A 22,662-nucleotide genomic window follows, 5' to 3' on the forward strand; every position below is an offset into this window, starting at 1 on the left:
AGGCAGGGAGACGCTTCGCAAGAAAACGGCAGAATTGCAAAAAATGGCATCCGTCGTGCGAACGAGGTTCCAGTTTTTCAGGCGTTTGATACCACCATAATTGACAGAAAAAAGTGATGATAAAGAAGGAGGTGGATAATGAGGCAATTAAAAAGAAAAAGGACCGCCGAAGCGATCCTTTCATGCTAGAAAACGGTGCGTTGAGTTACTTAACTTCGCCCATCGCTTTCAGCTTTTTAGACAGTTCACGACGTTCTTTAGACAGGTCGGCGTTCTTGATGATGTAGTCATCAACACGGTCTTCATAATCACCGCGCATGTTAGCGATGATATTTTGCACGTCCTCGATGGACATGCCAGGTTTAAGATATTCGCTCAGGTTGTCCAGCAGCAGAACGCGCTTCTGGTTATCACGAATTTTCTTTTCGTTGTCGACGATTTCACGTTGAAGTTTATTTTTACGACGAAACATGCGCACGAATTCCAGCACATCCTGGAAACACGGCTTAGTGTCCTTATCCATCTTTAGCCCTTACCTTAAGTCATACATAAATTCTTTATGCATTCACCATACAGGTTATACCCAGCGTCTTTCAAGCAGTGCTTACGCCCTTTGCGCTAACGCATCGCTAAGCGGATACTCTGTCACCAAACCATACCCTAAATAATTCGAGTTGCATGCAGGCGGCGACCGCACGAGTCCCCAGGAGCTTACTCAAGCAAGTGACTGGGGTGAGCAAGGACAAATTGACTTAGTCGATTTGAACGTCGCTTGCGGCGGCCCTTTAGGGCGAGGCTCGAATATGAGCTGAGTATTGCCAACGTACATGCGGCTTGAAGTATGACGGGTATTCAGCGGTAATATACTGCGATACGTTGGTTATGAACCTCTTCGATGGCCACTTCCGTGTCGAAAATATCCTCCAGAACATCGGACACCATTATGTCTTCGGGTTTTCCCGTATAGATAATCTGCCCTTTGCGCATCGCAATGATGTAATCCGAATAGGCGGAAGCAAAGTTGATGTCGTGGATAACCAGCACGATGGTTTTACCTAACTCGTCGGCCGCACGGCGAATTTGCTTCATCATCGCCACAGCGTGTTTCATATCCAAGTTATTCAACGGTTCATCCAGCAACACGTATTCAGTGTCCTGACACAGCACCATCGCGACATAGGCTCGCTGGCGTTGACCACCAGAAAGTTCATCCAAAAACCGATCTTTCAATTCGGTCAAGTTGAGGAAAGCCAGCGCAGCGCTGATACGTTCACGATCGTCAGCGTTCAGTCGTCCTTTGGTATAAGGATAGCGCCCAAAACCCACCAATTCCGCCACCGTCAAGCGGCTGGTAAACTGATTTTCCTGCCGTAGCACGGACAAACACGTCGCCAGCTTATCGCTTGGCGTTGTCATCACATCCATGCCGTTAACTTTTACCTGCCCGCAATCGGCTTCCAGCAAGCGACTGATAATGGACAACAATGTCGACTTCCCTGCACCATTCGGGCCGATAATCGACGTGACGCCACCACGAGGCACCGTCGCGGTGACATTGTTCAATACTGTCACGTTATTATACGTTTTAGTTACATTGCCGATCTCAATCACACGGAAACCTTTTTCAGTAGCAGCACAATAAACAGCGATCCACCCACAAATTCGATAACGACCGACAGCGCGCCAGACATATCCAGCAGATGTTCAAGCACCAGTTGTCCGCCAACCAGTGAAATGACGCCCAGCAGGAAAGCCGCAGGTAATAACAGACGGTGTTGGCTGGAACCGATGACCAAATAGGCAAGGTTTGCGACCATAAAACCTAAGAAGGTCAGCGGGCCGACCAACGCCGTTGAAATGGCGACCAGCACGGAAACCAACAGCAGAATGACCGTGACGCTGCGTTTGTAATCGATGCCAAGGTTAATCGCGTTATTGCGCCCCAACGCCAGTACGTCAAAACGAAAGCGCATACGCCAGATCACCACCGCGACCACCAGCGTAATCACGACAGACAGCGCAACCAGTTCAGGAACGGTGCGGGTGAAGGTGGCAAACATCCGCCCCTGTAAGATAGCGAATTCGCCTGGGGTCAACAGACGCTGCATTAAGCCCGCCATGCTGCGAAACAACGTGCCGCAGATAATGCCGACCAGCAAGACCAGATGCAGGTTATTGCGGCTACCGGTAAACAGCCAGCGATATAGCAGCGCGGAGAAAAGAATAAGCAGCAGCGTCTCAAGAACAAATTTGCCCTCAATACCCAGCCCCGGAATACCGCTAATGCCGAAAGTAAAGACCAGCGACGTCTGAATCAGGATAAACAGGGCTTCAAACCCCATAATCGACGGCGTCAATACGCGGTTGTTCGTCACAGTTTGGAATAGCACGGTCGATGCACTGGCCGCAAACGCCACCAGCAGCATCGTCGTTAGCATCAGCCCACGGTGCGTCAAAATGTAGCGTAAGTTGCTGCCTAGATTGATGGTCATAAACAGTACGATCACCACGACAGCCACACCCGTCAGCCACAGCAATCGCTGGACAGGCGATAGTCCCGCACGTTTTTCGCTGACTGTACCGGTCAGCACCGTATTACGTTCATTGACTGACATGGCGTTTCTGGCTTAGCAATAAGAGAAGGAAAACGGCAGCACCAATGACGCCGAGAATCACGCTCACCGGAATCTCGAAAGGATAACGAATCACGCGGCTGATAATGTCGCAGCACAGTACCAGACCGCCGCCGAGCAGACACACCCACGGAATCGTTTTGCGCACATTGTCGCCCAGCATCATGCTGATCAGGTTCGGGACAATCAGTCCGATAAAGGGCAGACTACCGACCACCACCACCACGACGCCACTGACGATGGCAATGATGCTCAGCCCCATCAGCATCACCTGCCGATAGTTAAGGCCGACATTGACGGAGAACTCGCGCCCCATTCCGGCAACCGTGAAACGGTCAGCAATCCAGCAGGCCACCAGCGTTAACACACCAACCAGCCAGAGCAACTCGTAACGCCCCTGCAAGACACCAGAGAAATCACCCGATTCCCAACTGCCCAACGCCTGTAACAGATCAAAATACATCGCGCCAAACGTGGTGATTGAACTGATGACCGCGCCCAGCATAATGCCGACCAGCGGCACCACCAGTGCAGATTTCAGCACAATCCGCTGTAGCAGCATCATGAACAGGAACGTGCCTGCCAACGCAAACAGACTCGCCACCACCATTTTGGTGAAAATCGTCGCGCCAGGCACGGCAATCATCACCACCAGAAGGCCAAGGCTGGCCGACTGTGTGGTTCCCGCCAGAGACGGTTCGACAAAACGGTTTTGTGTCAGCAACTGCATGATAAGACCGGCAACACTCATCGCGCTGCCTGCCAGCAGCAAAGCCAGAGTGCGAGGAACGCGGCTGATAAAGAAAATATCGCGCATTTCTGGGTCGTTCCAGACTGCCTGCATGTTTAGCTGCCCGGCCCCAACAAACAGGCTGACAACGACCATGCAGGCCAGAAACAAAAGACCCAGTGAATAGTAAAAAGACTTCATTGATTCTGCCGTAATCTGCCGTTATTTCTTATCCAATGCGTCACTGACGGTACTCACGAGGTTTTTGTAGCTTTGCAGCCCCCCAGCGATATACAGCGATGCAGAATCCAGGTAGACCACGTGATTGTTTTTCCAGGCGTTGGTTTTGTGAATCAGTGGGTTATCCAGCACCTGTTGAGCAGATTCTCCACCGGGACGACCAATCGCACTGTCACGGTCAAGGATAAACAGCCATTCTGGGTTCACGCTCAACAAAAACTCTGATGTCACGACGTTGCCGTGACGGCCTGAATCAGGGAACTCGGTCGCGGGTTTGAAGCCCAACTCATCAAATACGAAGCCAAAGCGCGATTTGGGACCATAGGCAGACATTTTTCCACCACTGATCATCAATACCAACGCATTGCCCGCGTTTTCCGTTTTGGCGCGCGTTTGGACGATGTGCTGTTTAAAGTCATCTATCTGTTTTTTCGCTTCATCTTCTTTGCCGAAGATGGTGCCCAACTGCTCGATGCGCTGGATAAAGCTCGTCATAAACTGGTGTTCATCGACGTCCATTGAGATCGTCGGTGCAATGCCGCTCAGTTTGTCGTAGGCATCGCGCGTGCGTCCACCGGCAATAATCAGATCGGGTTTAGCGCTGCTAAGCGCTTCATAGGCAGGTTCAAACAGCGTCCCAGCGTTCAGGTAATTATCGCCGTTGTACTTTGATAAAAATGCAGGCAGCGGCGTACTGCTTTTTGGTACGCCAGCAATCCCTTCAGCTTTCAACGCGTCCAACGTATCCAACGACGCAGGATCAAACACAATCACTTTCTTCGGCGGCTGCGGAACCTGAGTGGTTCCCTGCGCATGCTCAATGCTTACCGTGTGACTCCCTTCTGGGGACGATGCCTGCTGATCGCAACCAGCCAAGACAAACATAGATGCCAATAACGTCGCCTTCACTGCAAACGCTGCATTTAACCGCATAAGTGTGTTCTCCATTTCGCTGTTTGTTGCCGAATGCGCCTCACAGAGTAATCGATGAGGTAATAAAGAATTTAATTATCATTCGCATTAAAACGAAAATTGTAACCGAATGGACACACACATGCCTAGTGATTATGTCTCCCTTCCTATTGATGTAAGTCAGGGAAGTGGTGTAAATCAGGAAAGCACCGCAGAAAATTCGATTCGATGGTATCCTTGCCGCTTTCCAGCCTGTTTTGCCTAATTTCAGGCTCAGCGCATACACGTAGCTAACTGCATATATGGCCGATAAAACACAACCCACTTTTTTCATACACGACTACGAGACATTCGGCAAACACCCAGCGCGTGACCGCCCCGCGCAGTTTGCGGGTGTCCGTACCGATATGGATTTCAATATTATCGGTGAGCCGTTAGTTATTTATTGTCGCCCGACCGATGATTACCTGCCGGAACCAGAAGCGGTGATGATCACCGGAATCACACCGCAGATCGCATTGGCAAAAGGCGTCAATGAAGCCGAGTTCGCCCGTCAGATCCACGAGGCATTCAGCGTGCCCGGCACCTGCATTATGGGCTACAACAATATTCGCTTTGATGATGAAGTCAGCCGCAATATTTTCTATCGTAACTTCTACGATCCTTACGCTTATAGCTGGCAGAACGGTAATTCCCGTTGGGATTTGCTGGATGCGCTACGCGCCTGCTATGCCCTGCGGCCAGAAGGCATTATCTGGCCCGAAAATGATGACGGTTTACCCAGTTTCCGCCTTGAACATCTGACGAAAGCCAACGGCATCGCGCACGAGCAGGCGCATGATGCGATGTCTGATGTTTATGCCACCATCGCGATGGCGAAACTGTTCAAGCAGGCGCAACCCAAGCTTTTCGAGTATCTGTTTCCGCTGCGCAATAAAAACAAAATTTCCGCGCTGATCGATATCCCACAAATGAAGCCGCTCGTTCACGTCTCCGGTATGTTTGGCGCGGCGAGAAGCAACACCAGTTGGATTGTGCCGCTCGCCTGGCATCCGGATAACCGTAATGCGGTCATCATGTGCGATCTGGCTGGCGATATGACACCGCTGCTGGAGTTAGACAGCGAGGCATTACGTGAGCGGTTATATACGCGCCGAGATGCGCTGACTGCCGATCAAAGCGCAGTTCCGCTCAAGCTGGTGCACATCAATAAATGCCCAGTATTAGCGCCAGCCAATACCTTACGGCCGGAGGATGCGGCAAGGTTGGGCATCGACCGTCAACGCTGTCTGGATAATCTGACGCTGCTGCGTAACAACACAGACATCAGGGAAAAAGTGGTAGCGTTGTTTGCCGAAGCCCCCGCCTTTGCCGCGTCTGATGATGTCGATTTACGGCTTTATGATGGCTTCTTTGGCGATGCCGACCGCATGGCGATGAAGATTATTCAGGAGACCGCGCCGCAGAATCTCCCCGCGCTGGATCTCACGTTTGCCGATAATCGTCTGGAACCGCTGTTCTTCCGTTATCGCGCCCGCAATTTCCCCGGTACGCTGGATGACCGCGAGCAACAGCGCTGGTTGCAACATCGGCGTGCGGTATTTACGCCGGAACGCTTGCAGTCCTATCTGTCAGAACTCAGCGACCTGTATCAGCTTCATGAAGACGATAAAGAGAAGATGGCACAGCTCAAAGCGCTGTACGCCTATGCGCAGGAATTGGTGGGATAAGGCACAAAAAAAAGCGGAGCGCATTGGCTCCGCTTCTTCTTCATAGGTAAGCCATCAATTGACTTACACTAGTTCTTCACTGCATTGCGGCACTGGTTGACGGAAGCTCCGCGTCACAAACGCCAGATATAACAATCCGATCGTTGCCCACACCAGACCCAGCGTCATCGAGCTAGCTTCCAGATTGACCCACAGCGCGCCTACCGTCAACGCGCCCATCACAGGCAGTACGAGGAAGTTAATGGTGTCTTTCACGGTGCGGTTACGGCGTTCACGAATATAGAACTGCGAAATCACCGACAGATTCACGAAGGTAAATGCCACCAGCGCACCGAAGTTAATCAGCGCCGTGGCCGTCACCAGATCGAACGAAACCGACGACAGTGCAATCACGCCAACCAATAAGACGTTCAAAGACGGCGTACGCCATTTCGGGTGGATATAGCCGAAGAAACGTTCTGGGAACACACCATCGCGTCCCATCACATACATCAGGCGAGACACGCCCGCATGTGCAGCCATACCCGATGCCAACACCGTGACACAGGAGAACACCAGAATGACGGACTGGAAGAATTTACCCGCGACATACAGCATAATTTCTGGCTGAGACGCGTCCGGCTCTTTAAAGCGCGAGATATCTGGGAAGTACAGTTGCAGGAAATACGCGACGGCAACAAAGATCACACCGCCGATCAGCGCGGTTAGAAAGATAGCTTTGGGAATCACCCGACCCGCATCCTGCGTTTCTTCCGACAGAGAGCTGATGCCGTCAAAACCGAGAAACGAGAAGCAGAGAATGGTAGCCCCAGTGATCATAGGCACAACGTGGGCGTTCTCAGACCAGAACGGACGCATACTGGTCAGCGTACCCGCACCTTCACCCAGATAAACACCATGAATCACCAGCCCCAGGAATACAGCCATGATAGCAACCTGTACCACCACGATGATGGAGTTCAGGTTAGCAACCAGATTGATGCCACGCAGGTTAAACAGCGTCATCAGCCCGACCAGCACCGCCACAAAAATCCATGACGGAACACCGGGGAAAATCGCTTCCAGATAGATTTTCGCCAGCAGGATGTTGATCATCGGCATGAACAAATAGTCCAACAGTGACGACCAGCCGACCATAAACCCAACGTGTGGGCTGATCGCTTTCTGCGCATAGGTATAAGCCGAACCGGCGGATGGAAAACGTTTTACCAGTTTGCCATAGCTCAACGCCGTGAACAGAATGGCGACCAGAGCAAACGCGTAGGCAGTCGCCACATGACCGTCGGTCAGGCCAGACACGATACCGAAGGTATCAAAAATGGTCATCGGCTGCATGTACGCCAGCCCCATCATGACAACGGGCCACAGCGTGAGCGTTCTTTTGAGCTGAGTACGTTTGGTGCCAGCATTAGGCAGATGAGTATCAAGCGACATGACGCACACCTCCGTTCATCACGGCAGGCGCGGCATTATCGTACTCAAACGTACTGAAAATAAGGGAGTGGATACAGGTCTCGCCTGAATCACGATGAGAAGAGGTGGCTGTAACAGCACCAGAGATAACCTGCGACTGCGTCGCGCCATAACCAATACCTTTGCAGCACAAACCGGCGGGCACCGGTGCGAAACTTGCTAATTGACCCATCTTTCCTTTCCTCACTGTGCTCACAGGCACACACAAAATTATCTATCCGGATCGTTGTCCGGCCTCTTTGGTTGAAGACCCTATACCCAGCAAACCTGAGCGACAGAGAGAAGGTAAGAACCACACCAATACCCCTGTAACCTGAAGTATGACGAGCATAAATGTAAAAAAATAACCGACGCTATTAGACGTCGGTTATTTGCAAGGCGCGTATTCTGCCCCAGACGATCTCATCTGACAAGGCTCTGAGAACGTTGGAAACAATTTATTTATCCCCATGATACTTCAGGCCGCCTATACGCGGGCTTTCGTATTACTTATGGGTAAATAAGTCAGGTAATACGTTAATACTCGTAATGAAATACGTTGCTGTTATGTGTGAAGCCCAAACAAAGGGTTGCACTTAAAAATTACAACTCCTGAAACCGCTTTTTCTTTTCGTTTTGTAATCTTTCCAGCTCAAAAATCACCTGCTGAAGATCCCGTTCCTGTGTCGCGTTTAGTGACGGGAATTTGAAGCTCAAACGTTGCGTCAGTTTCAATTCGCCTTTGTTATCGACAATCTTCACCATTGCCTGACCGACAAACTGCAAATCCACGCAGAAGAAACCGTGGTCAGCAAGATCCATTTCCACGCTCTTAATAATGTCGCCGTCGGTCAACAGCCCCGTGGTATCACGGTCGGTATACAGGCTCAATCCCCCCAAAGAGAGATCTTTGATAGTGAACGTGAAAACACTCTCATCCGGCAGCTCGCCACGGCACGTCAACGGCGGCCACAGCGGCGTGTTGATACGGAAATAGGTTCTGCGTTGGATAAGATAAAGGAGTTCAGGAATCTGCGCGCTAAAAGCTGGCAGCCCGTCGTGATTCACCGTTTTCGCAATTTCAGCATTAAATTCAACTTTCGCACCAGCAGGTTCTGCCACGAAAGACAACGCGCCCGCATACAGCGCACGGTTATTTTCACGCTCAATGCCGCCTAAATCGAAGACAAACAGGTTGTTATCGGGTACGACGTCAAGAATTTTACTGATGAACTGTCCGTGAGAATGATGAACCAGTAGAGACGTATCATTCTTCTTTAACTCGCGCAACGTTGCACAGATAGCCAGTTTGTTGCGCTTAACAAACTGCTCTTTTAAATTTTCATTCACCGCTCTCATCTCCACCATATTTACATGGATTATGTGTCAATGGCTTATATTGATGCACGCCTCTCCGTTATCTTTCAAGTCCCATGTGTGCCACATACGATGCCACAGCACTGGCTGCATATTGAAAACGATTACTCGGAGTACCTAAATAGCATGATACATACCCTAAATAATCCGAGTGACAAGATGATTGCAAGCCAAGAGCAAATTCGCCGAGAACGAATTTGACTAGCCAGCACATAGGTAACTCGAAGTATGACGGGTAGAAGTTGGTGAAAACGATATCGGCAATTTTCTCAATAACTTTAGTGGAACAATCGGAAAAGTGTCAACGAGCTGTCAAATGATGAAAATCATCGACGCTAACCATCACAAAGCCAGCTCGCTGTTTTACAACATACGTTAACTACTCAGTAGGATAGTGATACAGCAGCCAAGTTAAGGCCAATAAATCGGCACTACCGCCTGGACTAAGGTTTTTGGCAATTAGCGCTTCATCCATTTTTATCAGCGCCTGACGATCCAGCGGGCCAGCCAGCAATTTCTGCGCGTAATCCTGCACAAACGTTAATCCGTCCATTCCGCCGCGCGACACGACATTGGTGTCAGGATTGTAGGTCATCAGCACCAGCAGCGTCCGCAACAGCGCCGTTTCGTCGTCCATCCCCGCAGCAATAGCCTGCTGCAAAGCGGGCAAGGCGTGCTGGCATACGGTATTGAAACCGCTGGCGGCCTCTCCCCTCGCGCCCGTTAAGCCATGGCGCTGATAGAGATGTTCACCCGCTGTTGCAGCTCCAGAGCACGTCTCCAGTTCATTACGCACCAAATCGTGACACATTGTGGCAACGCTGTCGCACAGGCTACGCTGCGTCACCCGTTCTCCCCGCCCTGCCAGCCAACCAGCCGCGGTACACAGCAGACCAAACGCGAAAATCCCACCTTTATGGGTATTCACGCCTTTCGTTGCTGACAGCATAGCCTGCTCACAGGCGATGCCAATAGGGCGAACTTGGGACAACAGCTGTGCAAGAGGCACGCTAGCATGCTGATAGCCCGCATCGGTAAAATGTCGGAACCAGGGAGAAATCGCCTGAATGCTGGTTTGAAACAGCGCGACATCCATATCGCGATGAGATCCGTTATTGGCGCGATCCACCAGTCCAGGCTTCGGCGTCAACATGACTTCCATCGTCAGCGCGTGCGCTACCCGTTGGTCGATATCCGGTAACGGGTAACGTTCCCGAGACTCGCAGGCAGCGGAACGAGAGACCGCGACCGACCGTACACCGTCAGGCTGGCGTAAAGTAGGCATTGACCTTGTCCTCAATGTGTTCAAGCAGTTCAGGCAGTGAATGACGACGCGAACGACTACAGGCATGTGCCATTTGATCGCACAACAGACAGGTGCGCCCACTGTGCGCCAGCATTGATCGACCAATCGATCCTTCTTCTGGGCTGAAGATGTCGAAATCCCATAACCGCCCCAGTTCGTGGTTATCTTCCAGCACAATGGTCGCCGCTTTCACCGACAGCGCATCCTTGGTGATGGCCCACATCCCTTCCGCTCCTGTTGCCAGCCAGAATGTTTGCTGCTCCAGCACCGTCCAGCCGCGCGTCTGGCACAACAAGGTGAATGCCTTGACGGCTTCCGCCATCACCTGCCGATAGCTTTCTCTATCTTTTACCGGCCCTGGCGTGACCAGCGTCAGCGACACCAGCGTCGCACCGTGCCGAGCAAGCCATTCTTGCTGGCGAACTGCGCGGCGTTCCTTCGCCGCGAGTAAGGTTTCCAGAGTGATGGAAACAGCATTTGTCATCGTCGATTCCCTCATGCGTTTAGCGCTTATTCGTTGGCTTCTTTAACCTGACGAACAACGTCAATCACGCTACCATCGCGATAACGAATAACGCCGACGATGCGATCGTGAAATTCGATAGCGCGTGGTTCACCAACAAGCGCAATCGCACGTTGATAAAGTGCCTCAATCGTCATCACATTCAGCCCCGCCTGTTGCAGACGTTCAGCAACCTCTGGACGAGCCGGGTTTACGGCAATGCCGTGATCGGTCACCAGTACGTCGATGCTCTCTCCCGGCGTAACGCGCGTCGTCACCTGACGCACTACAGTCGGGATACGGCTACGAATCAGCGGCGCAACGACGATGGTCAGGTTCGCTGCCGTCGCAACATCACAGTGTCCGCCGGACGCACCGCGCATCACGCCGTCTGAACCAGTGATTACGTTAACATTGAAATCGGTGTCAATTTCCAACGCGCTGAGGATCACCATATCCAACTGATCGCAGCAGGCTGCTTTAGAGCTTGGGTTGGCATAGACGTTAGTGGAAATTTCAACATGATTCGGATTCTTCGCCAGCGATGCGGCCGCATTGGCATCGAAACACTGGGTGTCGATCAGCTTTTCGATCAGCCCTTTTTCATGCAAGTCGACAATACCGCCAGTGATACCACCGAGCGCAAAACGCGCCACGATGTTCTGCTGACGCATTTTATCTTCGAGGAAACGCGTACAGGCGGTAGAAGCCGCGCCGGAACCTGTCTGGATCGAGAAACCATTTTTGAAATAACCCGCATGTTCAATCACGTCCGCCGCAGAACGAGCGATCAGCAGTTCACGCGGGTTGCTGGTGACGCGCGCAGCACCGACGCTGATTTTGGCCGGATCGCCCACTTCATCGACCTGAACGATATAGTCCACCTGATCTTGCACGATACTGGCAGGCATGTTCGGGAACGGCACCAGCGCTTCGGTCAGCAACACCACTTTGCGGGCAAACTGCGTATCGACCATGGCATAGCCCAGCGAACCACAGCTGGATTTCCCAGCGGTGCCGTTGGCGTTACCAAATTCATCGCTGCACGGGACGCCCAGGAAAGCGACATCGATATTCAGCTCACCGCTTTGCAGTAGATGGACGCGACCGCCGTGAGAGTGAATCTGTACCGGTTCTTTCATTAATCCGTGAGAAATGGCATCGGCCAACTTGCCGCGCATCCCAGAGGTGTAAATTCGGCTAATCACGCCCGCTTTAATGTGCTCGATCAGCGACGCGTTACAGCTCATCAGCGAGCTGGATGCTAGCGTCAGATCGCGAAAACCCATGCGCGCCAGCGTATCGATCACTCGGTTAATGACCTTATCGCCTTCGCGGAAATGGTGGTGGAAAGAGATCGTCATCCCATCTTTCAGTCCGCTGTGACGAATCGCATCTTCCAGATCGGCACACAGTTTGCGTTCATGTTTTTGTTCAACATCATTCAGCCAGGGCGTGTTTTGATTGGCGTTGACGAAGGGTTGCAGATGACGTTTTTCCGGGAACTGCTTTTGCAGTGCTTCAATAAAATGACTCATTGTCTAATCCTGTGATTCCTGAGAGCGGCAATTGCGGTGTAATCACGCAACGGCTATTTGCGAACGCCGGAGGCCTGAGCACGTTCCAGTACTCTTCTTGCATGGTCGATAATTGGCCCGTCGATCATTTTTCCGTTCAGGGAAATGACGCCCAAACCGGCACGTTCGCCCTCTTCGGCGGCTTTGATCACCAGATGGGAATAGTCCACTTCATCCTGTGTAGGGGCGTAGGCGTTGTGTAACAGCTCAATCTGGCGTGGGTTAATCAGGGATTTACCGTTGAAGCCCAGTCTGCGGATCAGATCGACCTCTTTCAGGAAGCCCGCATCGTCATTGACGTTGGGATAAACCACGTCGAACGCATCAATTCCGGCAGCCCGAGCCGCATGCAACACGGCGCAGCGAGCATAAAACAGCTCAGTACCATCGCCGCGTTCCGTTTGCATATCCATCACATAGTCAAACGCCGCCAGCGCAATCCCGATCATGCGTTCGGAAGAGCGAGCAATGGCAACGGCGTTAATCACGCCCACCGCAGACTCAATTGCCGCCATAATGCGAGTGGAACCGACTTCACGGCCGCAGGCTTTTTCGATACGAACCAGATGGCGTTCCAGCTCATCCACATCATCGGTGGAATCGGTTTTTGGCAAACGAATAACGTCAGCACCACCGCGAACAGCAGCCTCAAGATCGAGCAGGCCAAACGGCGTACTGAGCTGGTTGATACGCACCACGGTTTCAATGTCGCGATACATCGGATGCTGGAGCGCATGGAAAACCAGCAGGCGTGCGGTGTCTTTCTCCCGCAGGGAAACCGCATCTTCCAGATCGAACATGATGGAGTCAGGCTTGTAGATAAACGCATTGGACAGCATGGCGGCGTTCGCGCCTGGGAGGAATAACATACTGCGGCGAAGTTTATTCATTATAATTTCTCCCATTCAATCTGCTGTCCGTCTGTGGCGCGCAGCACCGCGCTTTGCACGCGGGCACGGATGACACAATCCAATGCGCCTTTGTCATCCACAATGATCGTCCCTTCCTGTACGCCCAGTTCTTTCAGCGTGTCATTCACGACCTGTTTGATTTGATGACCGAACTGTTTAATCACTTCACTGTTGATGACCACGGTGAGCTTCCCGTCTGCCGGTGCCACTTTGACCAGCAAATCACTGGATTCAAAGGTACCCGCCAGGGACTCCTTAATAATCTTCATAGACTTATCCTGATTAATTTTAATTACGCGTATTCAGGTTCGTAATAGCGCTGTAAATGCTCAAAGGTTGAGGCTGGCACGATGTCCTGAATACGGCTGTACTGCCGAAGTTTGAGTAATTTCCTGACTTCCGAAGCGGAAATTGCCAGTCCTGAGGTTTGCCGTTTACGTTCAATTTCAACCACGCTTAACGCAGGGGAAGACACCGTCTGGTCTTTCTCCAGCCAGTAGTGCATGTCCTGATTGTATTGATACGTCACCGGGCAAAAGGGTTCGGTGCCGACGAAGCGCTGGGTAATACCGAGCACTGGCGCGATATATTTCCTGAAAATGATTAAATCCAGCGCAGCATGAGCGCGGGTGATCAGTTTTTCTTCCTTCAGGAAATAAGCGGGGAACGTCGCTTTAGAGATCATGTAGTTCGAGCCAGCATGCACCGTTAGATTGGGAATGTGCTCCACGCCGCGTTGTACCATCTCCAGACGTTCGCTGAAGGGGAAAAACGAAACGTCTTCGCGCACCACGAATACGTGTAGCCAATCGCACGACTGCGCCGCGTGTTCCGCCAGATAGCGGTGGCCCAACGTGAAAGGGTTCGCATTCATGACAATAGCGCCAATCTTTTTATCTGCCCGTATCGCGAGCGCTTCGGGCTGCGCAAACGCCGCCAAAGACTGACAATACTGCTGAATACCAATCGGTGTGTTTTCCATCAGCACCGCGCTGTCCTGGAAGCACGCCAGCGGGTAGAACCCACATCCCCGGAAGATGTCGACATTTTCCGGTCGGGTATAAAGAAACAGATGGAAGTGGCCGCGCTGTGCCGCCTGCTGCATCACTTCATTCACCACCTGCACGCCCAGGTTGAGGTGTCTGAATTCAGGATCGACCGCAACACATTTAATGGTGTTGGAGGCAAGCCCCGCGCAAGCGATCAGCCGCCCGCCCAGTTTGCCAACAACAACGATGTCAATATCGTCATCCATGCCGAGCTGGCAGTGTGCAAGGAACTGCCGCACAGCGTCCCTCTCCTGCTCCCGAAGGCGCACATCCAGCGTGTCAAAAAAGACGGAATCATTGGCATACATCACGGTTCTTCCTGCAACTCGAATTATTTAGGGCAATCATTGCAGGCTTGCCGGTTTTAACGCCGGCAGCCTTGTACTTACCTGGTACTTAGTGCACAGCAGCTTCAGCGGCTACCGGAATCGACTTCAACGGCGCTGCAGCATCCACAATTGTGTTGCGCAAATGGCCAATGTTTTCGATTTCAACTTCAATGCAGTCACCCGCTTTCATAAACAACGGCGGATTGCGTTTTTTACCCACGCCACCCGGTGAACCGGTAATGATCACGTCACCCGCACTCAGCTCGGTAAAAGTACTGATGTATTCAATCAATTCAGCAACTTTGTGGATCATGCTGCTGGTATTGTCGTCCTGAACCATGCGGCCATTCAGATACGTGCGGATTGCCAATACATGCGGATCGGGAATTTCATCCGTGGTGGTCAGATACGGACCGAACGCACCGGTTTTCTGCCAGTTTTTGCCAGCAGTAAACCAGCTATGCTGCCAGTCACGCGCCGATCCATCCATGTAGCAGCTGTAGCCTGCGACATGAGACAGCGCCACATCCCGAGAAATATTCTGTCCGCCTTTACCGATAATCACCGCCAGTTCACCTTCATAATCAAACTCGCTGGAATAATGCGGTTTGATGACGGGGGTAGCGTGTCCGGTTTGCGAATCCGCAAAGCGGACAAATAATGTTGGCGCAGGATTCTCTTCATTGAATTCCTGACGCTTAGCGGCATAATTCATCCCCACACACAGTATTTTCCCTGGTGCCGTAATAACAGGTAAGAACGTGACATCCGCAACCGCAATATCCGGCGTGCTCATACTGAATTCATGCGCGACGTGTAATGCATTCTGCGCCAGCAGCGTTTTCAGGTCAGGGTAACGGTGACCAACTTTACCGCCGAGATCGATTAATCCCGTTGGTGTATAAATGCCGTAACTGTCCTTACCGTTATAACGATAGCTTGCAAGTTTCATAATATTTCCTATGCAAAATAAACTCATGCCGATGGCAGTTTTATTTCGTTAATTCAACGCAACTTCTCTCAACACTCTATTTCTCAAGACACTATTTATTTGGCTCAACCGATTTTTATTTTCTGAATGACATCAGACTAAAAAGTTGGCGAGTACCAGTAGTGAAATAGAAACATTAATAGCACCGCCGATACGCGTGGCAATCTGCGCGAATGGCATCAGCATCATACGGTTACCCGCCGTCAGAATCGCGACATCACCAGTACCGCCCTGTCCACTCTGGCAGCAGGAAATAATGGCAACATCAATCGGGTGCATACCAATCTTTCTACCCACTAAGAAACCGGTCCCAACCAGCGTCACTACAGTCGAAATAATTACCAGCAGGTTTTGAATCGTGAAGGCGTTCACCAGTTCCTGCCACGGCGTAATCGCTACCCCAACGGCAAACAGAATCGGATACGTCACCGAGGTCTGGAAGAACTTGTAAACAACCTGAGAACCTTCCAACATTTTCGGTGAAACACCGTGAGCCAGCTTCACCAGTACAGCGGCAAACAGCATGCCAACCGGTGCAGGCAGGCCAATCATTTTGTGGCCTAGCATACCCACCATATACAGCAGGATTGCCAGCAGAGCGCCAGAGGCAATGGTCGTTACGTCTGCTTTACCGCTAAAGCCAGAAGCTGGGGCGCTGCTTTCGCTGCCACCTAGGCTATTGCCTTTATTCGGCATCAGTTCACCTTCGCCGGTCAGGTGTGGATAGCGTTTACCCAACTGGTTCAGAACACCAGCAAGGATGATCGCAGTCAGACTGCCCAGCATGACGATAGGCAAAACGCGCCCCAGAGCAACACCCTGATCCATATGCAGAATCGTGGCATAGCCGATAGACAGCGGGATTGCACCTTCACCCACCCCACCCGCCATAATCGGCAGAATCAGGAAGAAGAAGATTTGGAACGGATCCAGGCCCAGTGCAATACCCACGCCCATGCCCACCAGCATCCCGGCAACCTCACCGCACAGCATAGGGAAGAAAATACGCATGAAGCCCTGAATCAACGTCTGCCGATTCATACTCATGATGCTGCCGACAATAATGCAACAGATGTAGAGATACAGAATGTTGGTACTTTTGTAGAACTTGGTCGTAGATTCAACAACAACGTCCGGCAGCAGGCCGTAATGCACCATCGCAGAAGGGATAAAGGTCGCACAAATTGCCGCCGCCCCCATCTTGCCGATAATCGGTAGACGCTTACCAAATTCACCACAGGCAAATCCGAAGAATGCCAGCGTCGCGACCATCACGACGATGTCGCTCGGCAACTTGCCACTCAGGCAATCAATGCCGATTAATACACCCGCTAACACGAAGAGTGGCACAGGAATAATACCTACTTTGTAGGTATCCAGAACATGCCACCATTTTTCCTTTAATGAGGCCTTCCCAGCCGCCTCATTATTTACCACAATATATGAATCATCAGTCGTACTCATAACTCAGCCCCCGTTTTATTTTGTCCGCACATCATAGGGAACAGGATCATATTATTATGTGATTCCCTTCAAATTAAAAAACGAGTTTTAAAGGCGTTTATGGTTTCTATGGTTTATATTCAAAAATCGTTTATTACGCAGGCTATTAGCTGATTTTACGCTCAGAATAAACTTTAAGGTTTTTATGGCGTTTATGGTTTTTATTTCCTAAACATGATCATGTTGATAAAAAGTAATTAAGTTGTTTATTAAAGAAAGCAGAGTCGTTTAATTTTATCTATTTATTTTTATGGTCGTATTGGTAACAACATATTTAAACGTGTTATTGCTCACAAGTTTTTTTCTCTCAGTCCATTCTTATTACCATTCGTGATAAATTCAGCAGCTATTTTCGTTTATCCGCAGGCTACCGCACATCATGAGATTGAGACTTTCCTTTCATATCAAATTATTTATCTATTTGATCGTCTTCTTCTCTTCACTGCTGCTAATGACGGGTATCTATTATTATCATGATATCGATAAGCAGCTGTATTCCGAGCTGGGTACACGAGCACAGGTGCAAGCCAGAGAAATCGCCATCATCCCGACGCTGATTGAATCGGTAAAGAATAGAGATATCAAACAGATATACTCTCTTTCGCAACAATTGAAACAGCGCAGCGATGCCAGCTATATCGTCATCGGCGACGATCAGGCACGTCACCTGTTTCATTCTGAATACTCAGAAAGTGACAAACTCGTCGGCACACAGATGGTTGGCGGAGATAACTTCGACGTATTAGCCGGAAAAAGCGTGATTACCGTGCGCCATGGCAGCATCGGCATCTCGCTCCGCAGCAAAGCGCCTATCATCGCTGATGGTCAGGTGATCGGCATTGTCTCTGTGGGCTATCTGAAGACACACATCGACAACCTAACGTTCAGTAAACTGGCGCATATTCTGCTGGCGATTGTCGCGATGTTCGTCGCGCTGTTTATCTTTTCCTGGTGGTTCTCACGTAATCTGAAGAAACAGATGTTTGGCCTTGAACCCCTTGAAATCCGCATGCTGGTCAGGCAGCAGAAGGCGCTGCTCGAATCGATCTATGAAGGGGTCATCGCTATCGACAAACAACACCGCATTGCCGCCATTAATCATGCAGCCAAAGAGATACTCGGGTTAAATGAACCTTCCCACCTGCTGCGTGGCAAACCAATTGATACCGTGATTAAACCCGTGCCCTTCTTCTCCGGCGAAGCCATGTGGAGCAGCGACACCCACGATGAGATCTGCCGCTTTAACCATGCCACCGTCATTGCCAGTCGGGTACGGATTATGCTGGAGGATGAACTTCAGGGCTGGGTCATCAGCTTCCGTAGTAAAAACGACATTCATACGCTCAGCATGCAGCTCAGTCAGGTGAAGCGTTACGCGAACAGCCTGCGCATCCTGCGTCACGAGCAGTTGAACTGGACGGCGACGCTGGCTGGGCTGTTGCACTTAAAGCGCTATGACGAAGCCATCAAATATATTGAGGCGCAGTCGGAAAGCGCGCAGGTGGTGCTGGACTTTGTTTCCAGTCGCTTCTGTTCACCCGCGCTGTGCGGGCTGCTACTGGGCAAGTACGCCACCGCTCGGGAAAAAGGCATTGAAATTGTTTTCGACCCACGCTGCCAGCTCACGCATATTCCGGCCGCACTGAGTGAAACAGAGTTGATGTCCATCATTGGTAATTTGCTGGATAACGCCATGGAAGCCACATTGGCCACCACCGCGCCACATTATCCTGTCGAAGTGTACATCTATAACAGCGAACAAGAGCTGGTCATTGAAATCGCCGATCAGGGAACAGGAATCGATCCAGCGATTGCCGATAGTCTGTTTGAGATGGGCGTAACCAGTAAAACACAGGGCGACCACGGACTGGGGCTGCATTTGGTCGCCAGCTACCTTAATCAGGCGCAGGGAATCGTTGAAGTCTCGGCCAATCAGCCGAATGGCAGCATATTTTCCCTATTTATCCCGCTATCCCCCCAATAATTTGCGTTGTCGCATGCTGAGCAACGCATAGGCAGCATGAGATATGGCGGGTATAACGGATACGAGATCTTCTTTTATGCTTCAGACACTAACAGGGATTCACACCATGCCGCACACTGAACATTTCGATGTCTTAATCGTTGAAGATGAAAGTAAGCTGGCCACTATTCATGCTGAATTTATTGAAAAACATTTCAATCTGCGTGTCGTAGGGATTGCCGCTACGCTTTTTGAAGCCAAAAAACTCCTTCAGCAACACAAACCTCGTCTCATCCTACTTGATAACTATTTGCCCGATGGCGAAGGGGTTTCGTTGATTGAGAGCCAAGTGCTCAAAGGAATGGACTGTTCCGTTATCTTTATTACCGCCGCCAGCGATATGAATACCTGCGCTCAGGCGATTCGCTGCGGGGCCTTTGACTACATAATCAAGCCGCTCTCTTACCCACGGCTGCGTTCTTCGCTGGAGCGATTTATTCAATTCGTGAAAACCCAGCACACGTACAAAATTGTCGATCAGCAGAACGTCGATATTCTCTACCAGCTGCAATCGTCCGGCGCGGCTTCCTCATCGTCCACAAAAGGCATTGAGGAGAACACGCTCGGGTTGATCAAACAGATTTTTGCCAGTGATGGTGGCGATACGCTCTATTCTGTCGATGATATCGTCGAAAAAACCGGACTCAGCAAAACGACGGCGCGCCGCTATCTGGAGTTCTGCGTTGAAAACCAATTCCTCGATATCGAAATGCGTTACGGAAAGATTGGCCACCCACGTCGGCTGTATCGAACAAAGAGCAACCACTAGGTGCCGCAGCCCATACCCTATGGCGATGACATTAGCCGACATAGGGTATCCGGCACAGCCAGACGACAATGCACGATAAAAAGTCCGACAAATCAATAAAAGCAATAACGTCATTAATCAATTGCTCAGATGCGCCAACATTAAGACTAAAGTTAACTATTCATGTTTTTCATCTCATTTATATTTCAATTTATTTCTGACAATAGTATTTTCCTTCCTTATTTTTTAAAGATTAAAAAAATAATCACAATTACCTGTGTTTATTCCTAATTCAATTAACACTTCCGCTTATTGGTAATTCAACCGGCACCTGCTGTGCAGTTGTCCAACAGCGAGAGATAACCCTCACAAATTATTATTAATTTCTTCACCCACACTAAAAAAAGCCACCATGAATCCGATAAGCATTATCGGGTCATATCGTTATTAATATCCGACACCAGTAATTTATCCCCGGAGAGACGTCATGTTCTTAGCCAAAAAAATCAGAAATCTTAAAATATCCCAAAAACTTTATCTTGGGTTCGGGGTCATCCTGCTACTGGTCATTATTGCATCGCTACTCAGCGCAGGTCGCTTCAGAGAAATTCGTGATATCTATGAGAAAACCAACCTGATTTACAACATTAATATTGAGGTCTTTCAGGCAAAAATAAACCGCCTGAAATATTTTTATTCCTATGATGAAAAGTCACGCGAAACGATGGCAGGCTTTGTTAAACACGCCTCAGAATTAACTACTGAAGCAAAAACGCTCTCATGGAGCTCGGAAGGGGCAACGCTCGTCAATGATCTCGGCCAGCACCTGACCGAATTCCAGAACGCCATCACCGATATGGGCAAAGCCACGCAGCGCGTAGTAGAAAATCGAGACAAAATCAGCGCCGCTAACGGACAGAGCATAACGACTGATTTTTACGCCAAACTGCGCCAGCAACCTTCGGATAGCGCCACGCTATATCAGGCAGAGGATCTGGCAACGCAGGTTTCAGAACTGAAGCAGGCTTCCTATGAATTGCAACTGAAGCAAAATGCCGATGCGGCGAAGCAGTTCGATGCAGCTTTTAGTCGCGTTGACAGCAGCTATCAGGCCGCTGTTGCGGCGTTAACACCTGAACAAAAGGCGGCTGTAGAAAGCCTGCGCAGCTATGCCACCGGTTATAAAAAGCTCAACAACGACTACTTCCAGAGTATCAACGACCTGAAAAAAGCAGAAGACGGCGTGAAGGTTGGCGGAGACAAAAGTAGCGCTTCCATTAAAGCGATTATCACTATCGTCAAAGAGAAGAATGACGCGCTAGCATACGGTTCTGCCACGATCACGATGATCATTGGCCTTATTGCTGTGGTCATCGGCATCATTATCTCACTGCTAATTACTCGCCAAATTACCCGCCCTGTGATTTATAACCTCTCTCTGGCGGAAAAAATCGCGGTTGGCGATCTGACCTCAACCATCACCGTTGACCGTGATGATGAACTGGGGCAGTTAACGGCCGCCATGGGGAGAATGAACGAAAAGCTGCGCCATATGATCAGTGATGTACGGGACAGTGTGGACAGCGTTTCAACCTCTGCGGCCAAGATTGCTGCAGGTAATAGCGATCTCTCCTCACGCACCGAGCAACAATCTGCCGCCGTAGTCGAAACCGCCGCCAGCATGGAAGAACTGACGTCTACTGTGAAAAACAACGCCGAGAATGCCAAACAGGCGAGCCAAATCAGTACCGAAGCCTCACAAAATGCGCACAAAGGCGGCGAAGTGGTACGAAATGTGGTGGATACGATGTCAGGTATTTCAGACAGTTCACGGAAGATTGCCGACATTACTGCCGTTATCAATAGTATTGCTTTCCAGACCAATATTCTGGCGCTTAACGCCGCAGTAGAAGCCGCGCGAGCCGGGGAACAAGGCCGTGGATTCGCCGTGGTAGCCAGCGAGGTTCGGACACTTTCTCAGCGTACATCTCAGGCCGCGAAAGAGATCGCCAGCCTGATATCTGAATCGGTATCACGTATCAACGTAGGGACACAACTGGTAGCCAATGCGGGAACGGCAATGGATGAGATCGTCTCCTCCGTCTCACGGGTTAACGACATCATGGGAGAAATCGCTTCCGCCTCCGATGAGCAAAGCCGTGGCATTGAGCAAATTTCCCGCGCCATCAGCGAACTTGATACCACTACGCAGCAGAATGCGGCGCTGGTGATGGAATCGTCAATCTCCGCTAACTCTCTGGAAGAGCAGTCAGCAATATTGGAAAGTATGGTCGCGAACTTCCGCCTGTCTGATAACGATGGACGTAAGCCAAAAACGAATATCCCTGGTTTACCACCACAGCAAAAGCATCTGCCACCGGCATCAAAACAAACACAGGATTCCGGCTGGACGACATTCTGATAGTTAATCGCCCCGCTCTGATATTACGTCAGGGCGGGATTTAATGACCTAATGATATCTCGGCAATAAATAAATCGTTAAATAATCAGTACGCTACGTTATTTTGGCAGTATTACCATAAAACACTATGCATTTGCACAGCTCACCTTGATATCCATCACAGAATGTTATTATCTCCGATATCGACACTAACATAGCGATAACAAAATCCGATAACTCATAGGAGG

At 50.4% G+C, this 22,662-nt stretch carries 20 protein-coding genes; 4 read left to right on the plus strand and 16 right to left on the minus strand.

Going from position 1 to position 22,662, the window contains the following annotated elements:
• Positions 1-205: 205 nt before the first annotated feature.
• The 5 genes from tmaR to DUT67_RS12290 form a co-directional block, all read right to left on the minus strand.
• Positions 206-523, minus strand: coding sequence for a PTS system regulator TmaR (gene tmaR, locus DUT67_RS12270; protein WP_005967626.1), 318 nt, complete (start codon positions 521-523; stop codon positions 206-208).
• A 329-nt stretch (positions 524-852) separates the two neighbouring features.
• Complete coding sequence (locus tag DUT67_RS12275) at positions 853-1,611, minus strand: ABC transporter ATP-binding protein (protein ID WP_048260530.1); 759 nt, start codon at positions 1,609-1,611, stop codon at positions 853-855.
• Positions 1,608-2,615, minus strand: coding sequence for an iron chelate uptake ABC transporter family permease subunit (locus DUT67_RS12280; RefSeq protein WP_113625813.1), 1,008 nt, complete (start codon positions 2,613-2,615; stop codon positions 1,608-1,610). Before DUT67_RS12280 ends, DUT67_RS12275 begins: the two co-directional genes overlap by 4 nt.
• Positions 2,602-3,564 carry an ABC transporter permease gene (locus DUT67_RS12285; protein ID WP_113625812.1) on the minus strand — a complete coding sequence of 321 codons (963 nt, stop codon included), beginning with the start codon at positions 3,562-3,564 and terminating at the stop codon, positions 2,602-2,604. The genes DUT67_RS12280 and DUT67_RS12285 overlap by 14 nt, the downstream gene beginning before the upstream one ends.
• 21 nt (positions 3,565-3,585) lie before the next feature.
• Positions 3,586-4,536, minus strand: a complete 951-nt coding sequence (locus DUT67_RS12290) for a siderophore ABC transporter substrate-binding protein (RefSeq protein ID WP_189315136.1) — start codon at positions 4,534-4,536, stop codon at positions 3,586-3,588.
• A gap of 281 nt (positions 4,537-4,817) precedes the next feature.
• Between DUT67_RS12290 and sbcB the strand changes: the two genes are divergently transcribed.
• Positions 4,818-6,245 (plus strand): exodeoxyribonuclease I, encoded by a 1,428-nt coding sequence (sbcB, locus tag DUT67_RS12295; RefSeq protein ID WP_113625811.1) that lies wholly within the window; start codon positions 4,818-4,820, stop codon positions 6,243-6,245.
• 63 nt (positions 6,246-6,308) lie between these two features.
• On the opposite strand, the gene DUT67_RS12300 is transcribed toward sbcB, so the two are convergent.
• The 11 genes from DUT67_RS12300 to DUT67_RS12350 all read right to left on the minus strand — a co-directional run bounded on the left by DUT67_RS12300 (position 6,309) and on the right by DUT67_RS12350 (position 17,203).
• Complete coding sequence (locus DUT67_RS12300; protein WP_113625810.1) at positions 6,309-7,679, minus strand: APC family permease; 1,371 nt, start codon at positions 7,677-7,679, stop codon at positions 6,309-6,311.
• Positions 7,669-7,890, minus strand: a complete 222-nt coding sequence (locus DUT67_RS12305) for a hypothetical protein (protein ID WP_113625809.1) — start codon at positions 7,888-7,890, stop codon at positions 7,669-7,671. Before DUT67_RS12305 ends, DUT67_RS12300 begins: the two co-directional genes overlap by 11 nt.
• Before the next feature lie 410 nt (positions 7,891-8,300).
• On the minus strand, positions 8,301-9,056 hold the full coding sequence (locus DUT67_RS12310) for a flagellar brake protein (protein ID WP_048259847.1): 756 nt from the start codon (positions 9,054-9,056) through the stop codon (positions 8,301-8,303).
• A gap of 397 nt (positions 9,057-9,453) precedes the next feature.
• On the minus strand, positions 9,454-10,359 hold the full coding sequence (gene citG / locus DUT67_RS12315; RefSeq protein ID WP_113631901.1) for a triphosphoribosyl-dephospho-CoA synthase CitG: 906 nt from the start codon (positions 10,357-10,359) through the stop codon (positions 9,454-9,456).
• Positions 10,337-10,864, minus strand: a complete 528-nt coding sequence (citX, locus tag DUT67_RS12320; protein ID WP_113631900.1) for a citrate lyase holo-[acyl-carrier protein] synthase — start codon at positions 10,862-10,864, stop codon at positions 10,337-10,339. The genes citG and citX overlap by 23 nt, the downstream gene beginning before the upstream one ends.
• Positions 10,865-10,890: 26 nt before the next feature.
• Positions 10,891-12,420 carry a citrate lyase subunit alpha gene (citF, locus tag DUT67_RS12325; protein ID WP_113631899.1) on the minus strand — a complete coding sequence of 510 codons (1,530 nt, stop codon included), beginning with the start codon at positions 12,418-12,420 and terminating at the stop codon, positions 10,891-10,893.
• A gap of 53 nt (positions 12,421-12,473) precedes the next feature.
• Complete coding sequence (citE, locus tag DUT67_RS12330; RefSeq protein ID WP_011094117.1) at positions 12,474-13,349, minus strand: citrate (pro-3S)-lyase subunit beta; 876 nt, start codon at positions 13,347-13,349, stop codon at positions 12,474-12,476.
• Positions 13,349-13,639: a citrate lyase acyl carrier protein gene (citD, locus tag DUT67_RS12335; protein ID WP_113631898.1), complete on the minus strand. Its 291-nt coding sequence runs from the start codon at positions 13,637-13,639 to the stop codon at positions 13,349-13,351. Before citD ends, citE begins: the two co-directional genes overlap by 1 nt.
• Positions 13,640-13,662: 23 nt before the next feature.
• Complete coding sequence (citC, locus tag DUT67_RS12340) at positions 13,663-14,727, minus strand: [citrate (pro-3S)-lyase] ligase (RefSeq protein WP_113631897.1); 1,065 nt, start codon at positions 14,725-14,727, stop codon at positions 13,663-13,665.
• Positions 14,728-14,815: 88 nt separating this feature from the next.
• Entirely contained in the window at positions 14,816-15,700 is an 885-nt protein-coding gene (locus DUT67_RS12345) for a fumarylacetoacetate hydrolase family protein (RefSeq protein WP_113625804.1), read from the minus strand.
• A 132-nt stretch (positions 15,701-15,832) separates the two neighbouring features.
• Complete coding sequence (locus DUT67_RS12350) at positions 15,833-17,203, minus strand: 2-hydroxycarboxylate transporter family protein (protein ID WP_048259814.1); 1,371 nt, start codon at positions 17,201-17,203, stop codon at positions 15,833-15,835.
• 418 nt (positions 17,204-17,621) lie between these two features.
• Here DUT67_RS12350 and DUT67_RS12355 point away from each other — a divergent pair, with 418 nt between their 5' ends.
• From DUT67_RS12355 to DUT67_RS12365, 3 genes are all read left to right on the plus strand, one after another.
• Positions 17,622-19,226 (plus strand): sensor histidine kinase, encoded by a 1,605-nt coding sequence (locus DUT67_RS12355; protein ID WP_113625803.1) that lies wholly within the window; start codon positions 17,622-17,624, stop codon positions 19,224-19,226.
• A gap of 106 nt (positions 19,227-19,332) precedes the next feature.
• Entirely contained in the window at positions 19,333-20,034 is a 702-nt protein-coding gene (locus DUT67_RS12360; protein ID WP_113631896.1) for a response regulator, read from the plus strand.
• Between the two features lie 466 nt (positions 20,035-20,500).
• A complete protein-coding gene (locus tag DUT67_RS12365) occupies positions 20,501-22,435 on the plus strand; it encodes a methyl-accepting chemotaxis protein (RefSeq protein ID WP_113631895.1) in 1,935 nt (644 codons plus the stop codon).
• Positions 22,436-22,662: the final 227 nt, after the last annotated feature.

It is taken from the genome of Pectobacterium peruviense, assembly GCF_003312355.2.
Taxonomy (GTDB): Bacteria; Pseudomonadota; Gammaproteobacteria; order Enterobacterales; family Enterobacteriaceae; genus Pectobacterium; species Pectobacterium peruviense.

Bases quoted from the DNA above. Each gene is read 5' to 3' on its own strand.
- tmaR (WP_005967626.1), bottom strand. From the start codon at position 523: ATGGATAAGGACACTAAGCCGTGTTTCCAGGATGTGCTGGAATTCGTG.
- DUT67_RS12280 (WP_113625813.1), bottom strand. From the start codon at position 2,615: ATGTCAGTCAATGAACGTAATACGGTGCTGACCGGTACAGTCAGCGAA.
- DUT67_RS12285 (WP_113625812.1), bottom strand. From the start codon at position 3,564: ATGAAGTCTTTTTACTATTCACTGGGTCTTTTGTTTCTGGCCTGCATG.
- DUT67_RS12290 (WP_189315136.1), bottom strand. From the start codon at position 4,536: ATGCGGTTAAATGCAGCGTTTGCAGTGAAGGCGACGTTATTGGCATCT.
- sbcB (WP_113625811.1), top strand. From the start codon at position 4,818: ATGGCCGATAAAACACAACCCACTTTTTTCATACACGACTACGAGACA.
- DUT67_RS12300 (WP_113625810.1), bottom strand. From the start codon at position 7,679: ATGTCGCTTGATACTCATCTGCCTAATGCTGGCACCAAACGTACTCAG.
- DUT67_RS12305 (WP_113625809.1), bottom strand. From the start codon at position 7,890: ATGGGTCAATTAGCAAGTTTCGCACCGGTGCCCGCCGGTTTGTGCTGC.
- DUT67_RS12310 (WP_048259847.1), bottom strand. From the start codon at position 9,056: ATGAGAGCGGTGAATGAAAATTTAAAAGAGCAGTTTGTTAAGCGCAAC.
- citG (WP_113631901.1), bottom strand. From the start codon at position 10,359: ATGCCTACTTTACGCCAGCCTGACGGTGTACGGTCGGTCGCGGTCTCT.
- citX (WP_113631900.1), bottom strand. From the start codon at position 10,864: ATGACAAATGCTGTTTCCATCACTCTGGAAACCTTACTCGCGGCGAAG.
- citF (WP_113631899.1), bottom strand. From the start codon at position 12,420: ATGAGTCATTTTATTGAAGCACTGCAAAAGCAGTTCCCGGAAAAACGT.
- citE (WP_011094117.1), bottom strand. From the start codon at position 13,349: ATGAATAAACTTCGCCGCAGTATGTTATTCCTCCCAGGCGCGAACGCC.
- citD (WP_113631898.1), bottom strand. From the start codon at position 13,639: ATGAAGATTATTAAGGAGTCCCTGGCGGGTACCTTTGAATCCAGTGAT.
- citC (WP_113631897.1), bottom strand. From the start codon at position 14,727: ATGTATGCCAATGATTCCGTCTTTTTTGACACGCTGGATGTGCGCCTT.
- DUT67_RS12345 (WP_113625804.1), bottom strand. From the start codon at position 15,700: ATGAAACTTGCAAGCTATCGTTATAACGGTAAGGACAGTTACGGCATT.
- DUT67_RS12350 (WP_048259814.1), bottom strand. From the start codon at position 17,203: ATGAGTACGACTGATGATTCATATATTGTGGTAAATAATGAGGCGGCT.
- DUT67_RS12355 (WP_113625803.1), top strand. From the start codon at position 17,622: ATGAGATTGAGACTTTCCTTTCATATCAAATTATTTATCTATTTGATC.
- DUT67_RS12360 (WP_113631896.1), top strand. From the start codon at position 19,333: ATGCCGCACACTGAACATTTCGATGTCTTAATCGTTGAAGATGAAAGT.
- DUT67_RS12365 (WP_113631895.1), top strand. From the start codon at position 20,501: ATGTTCTTAGCCAAAAAAATCAGAAATCTTAAAATATCCCAAAAACTT.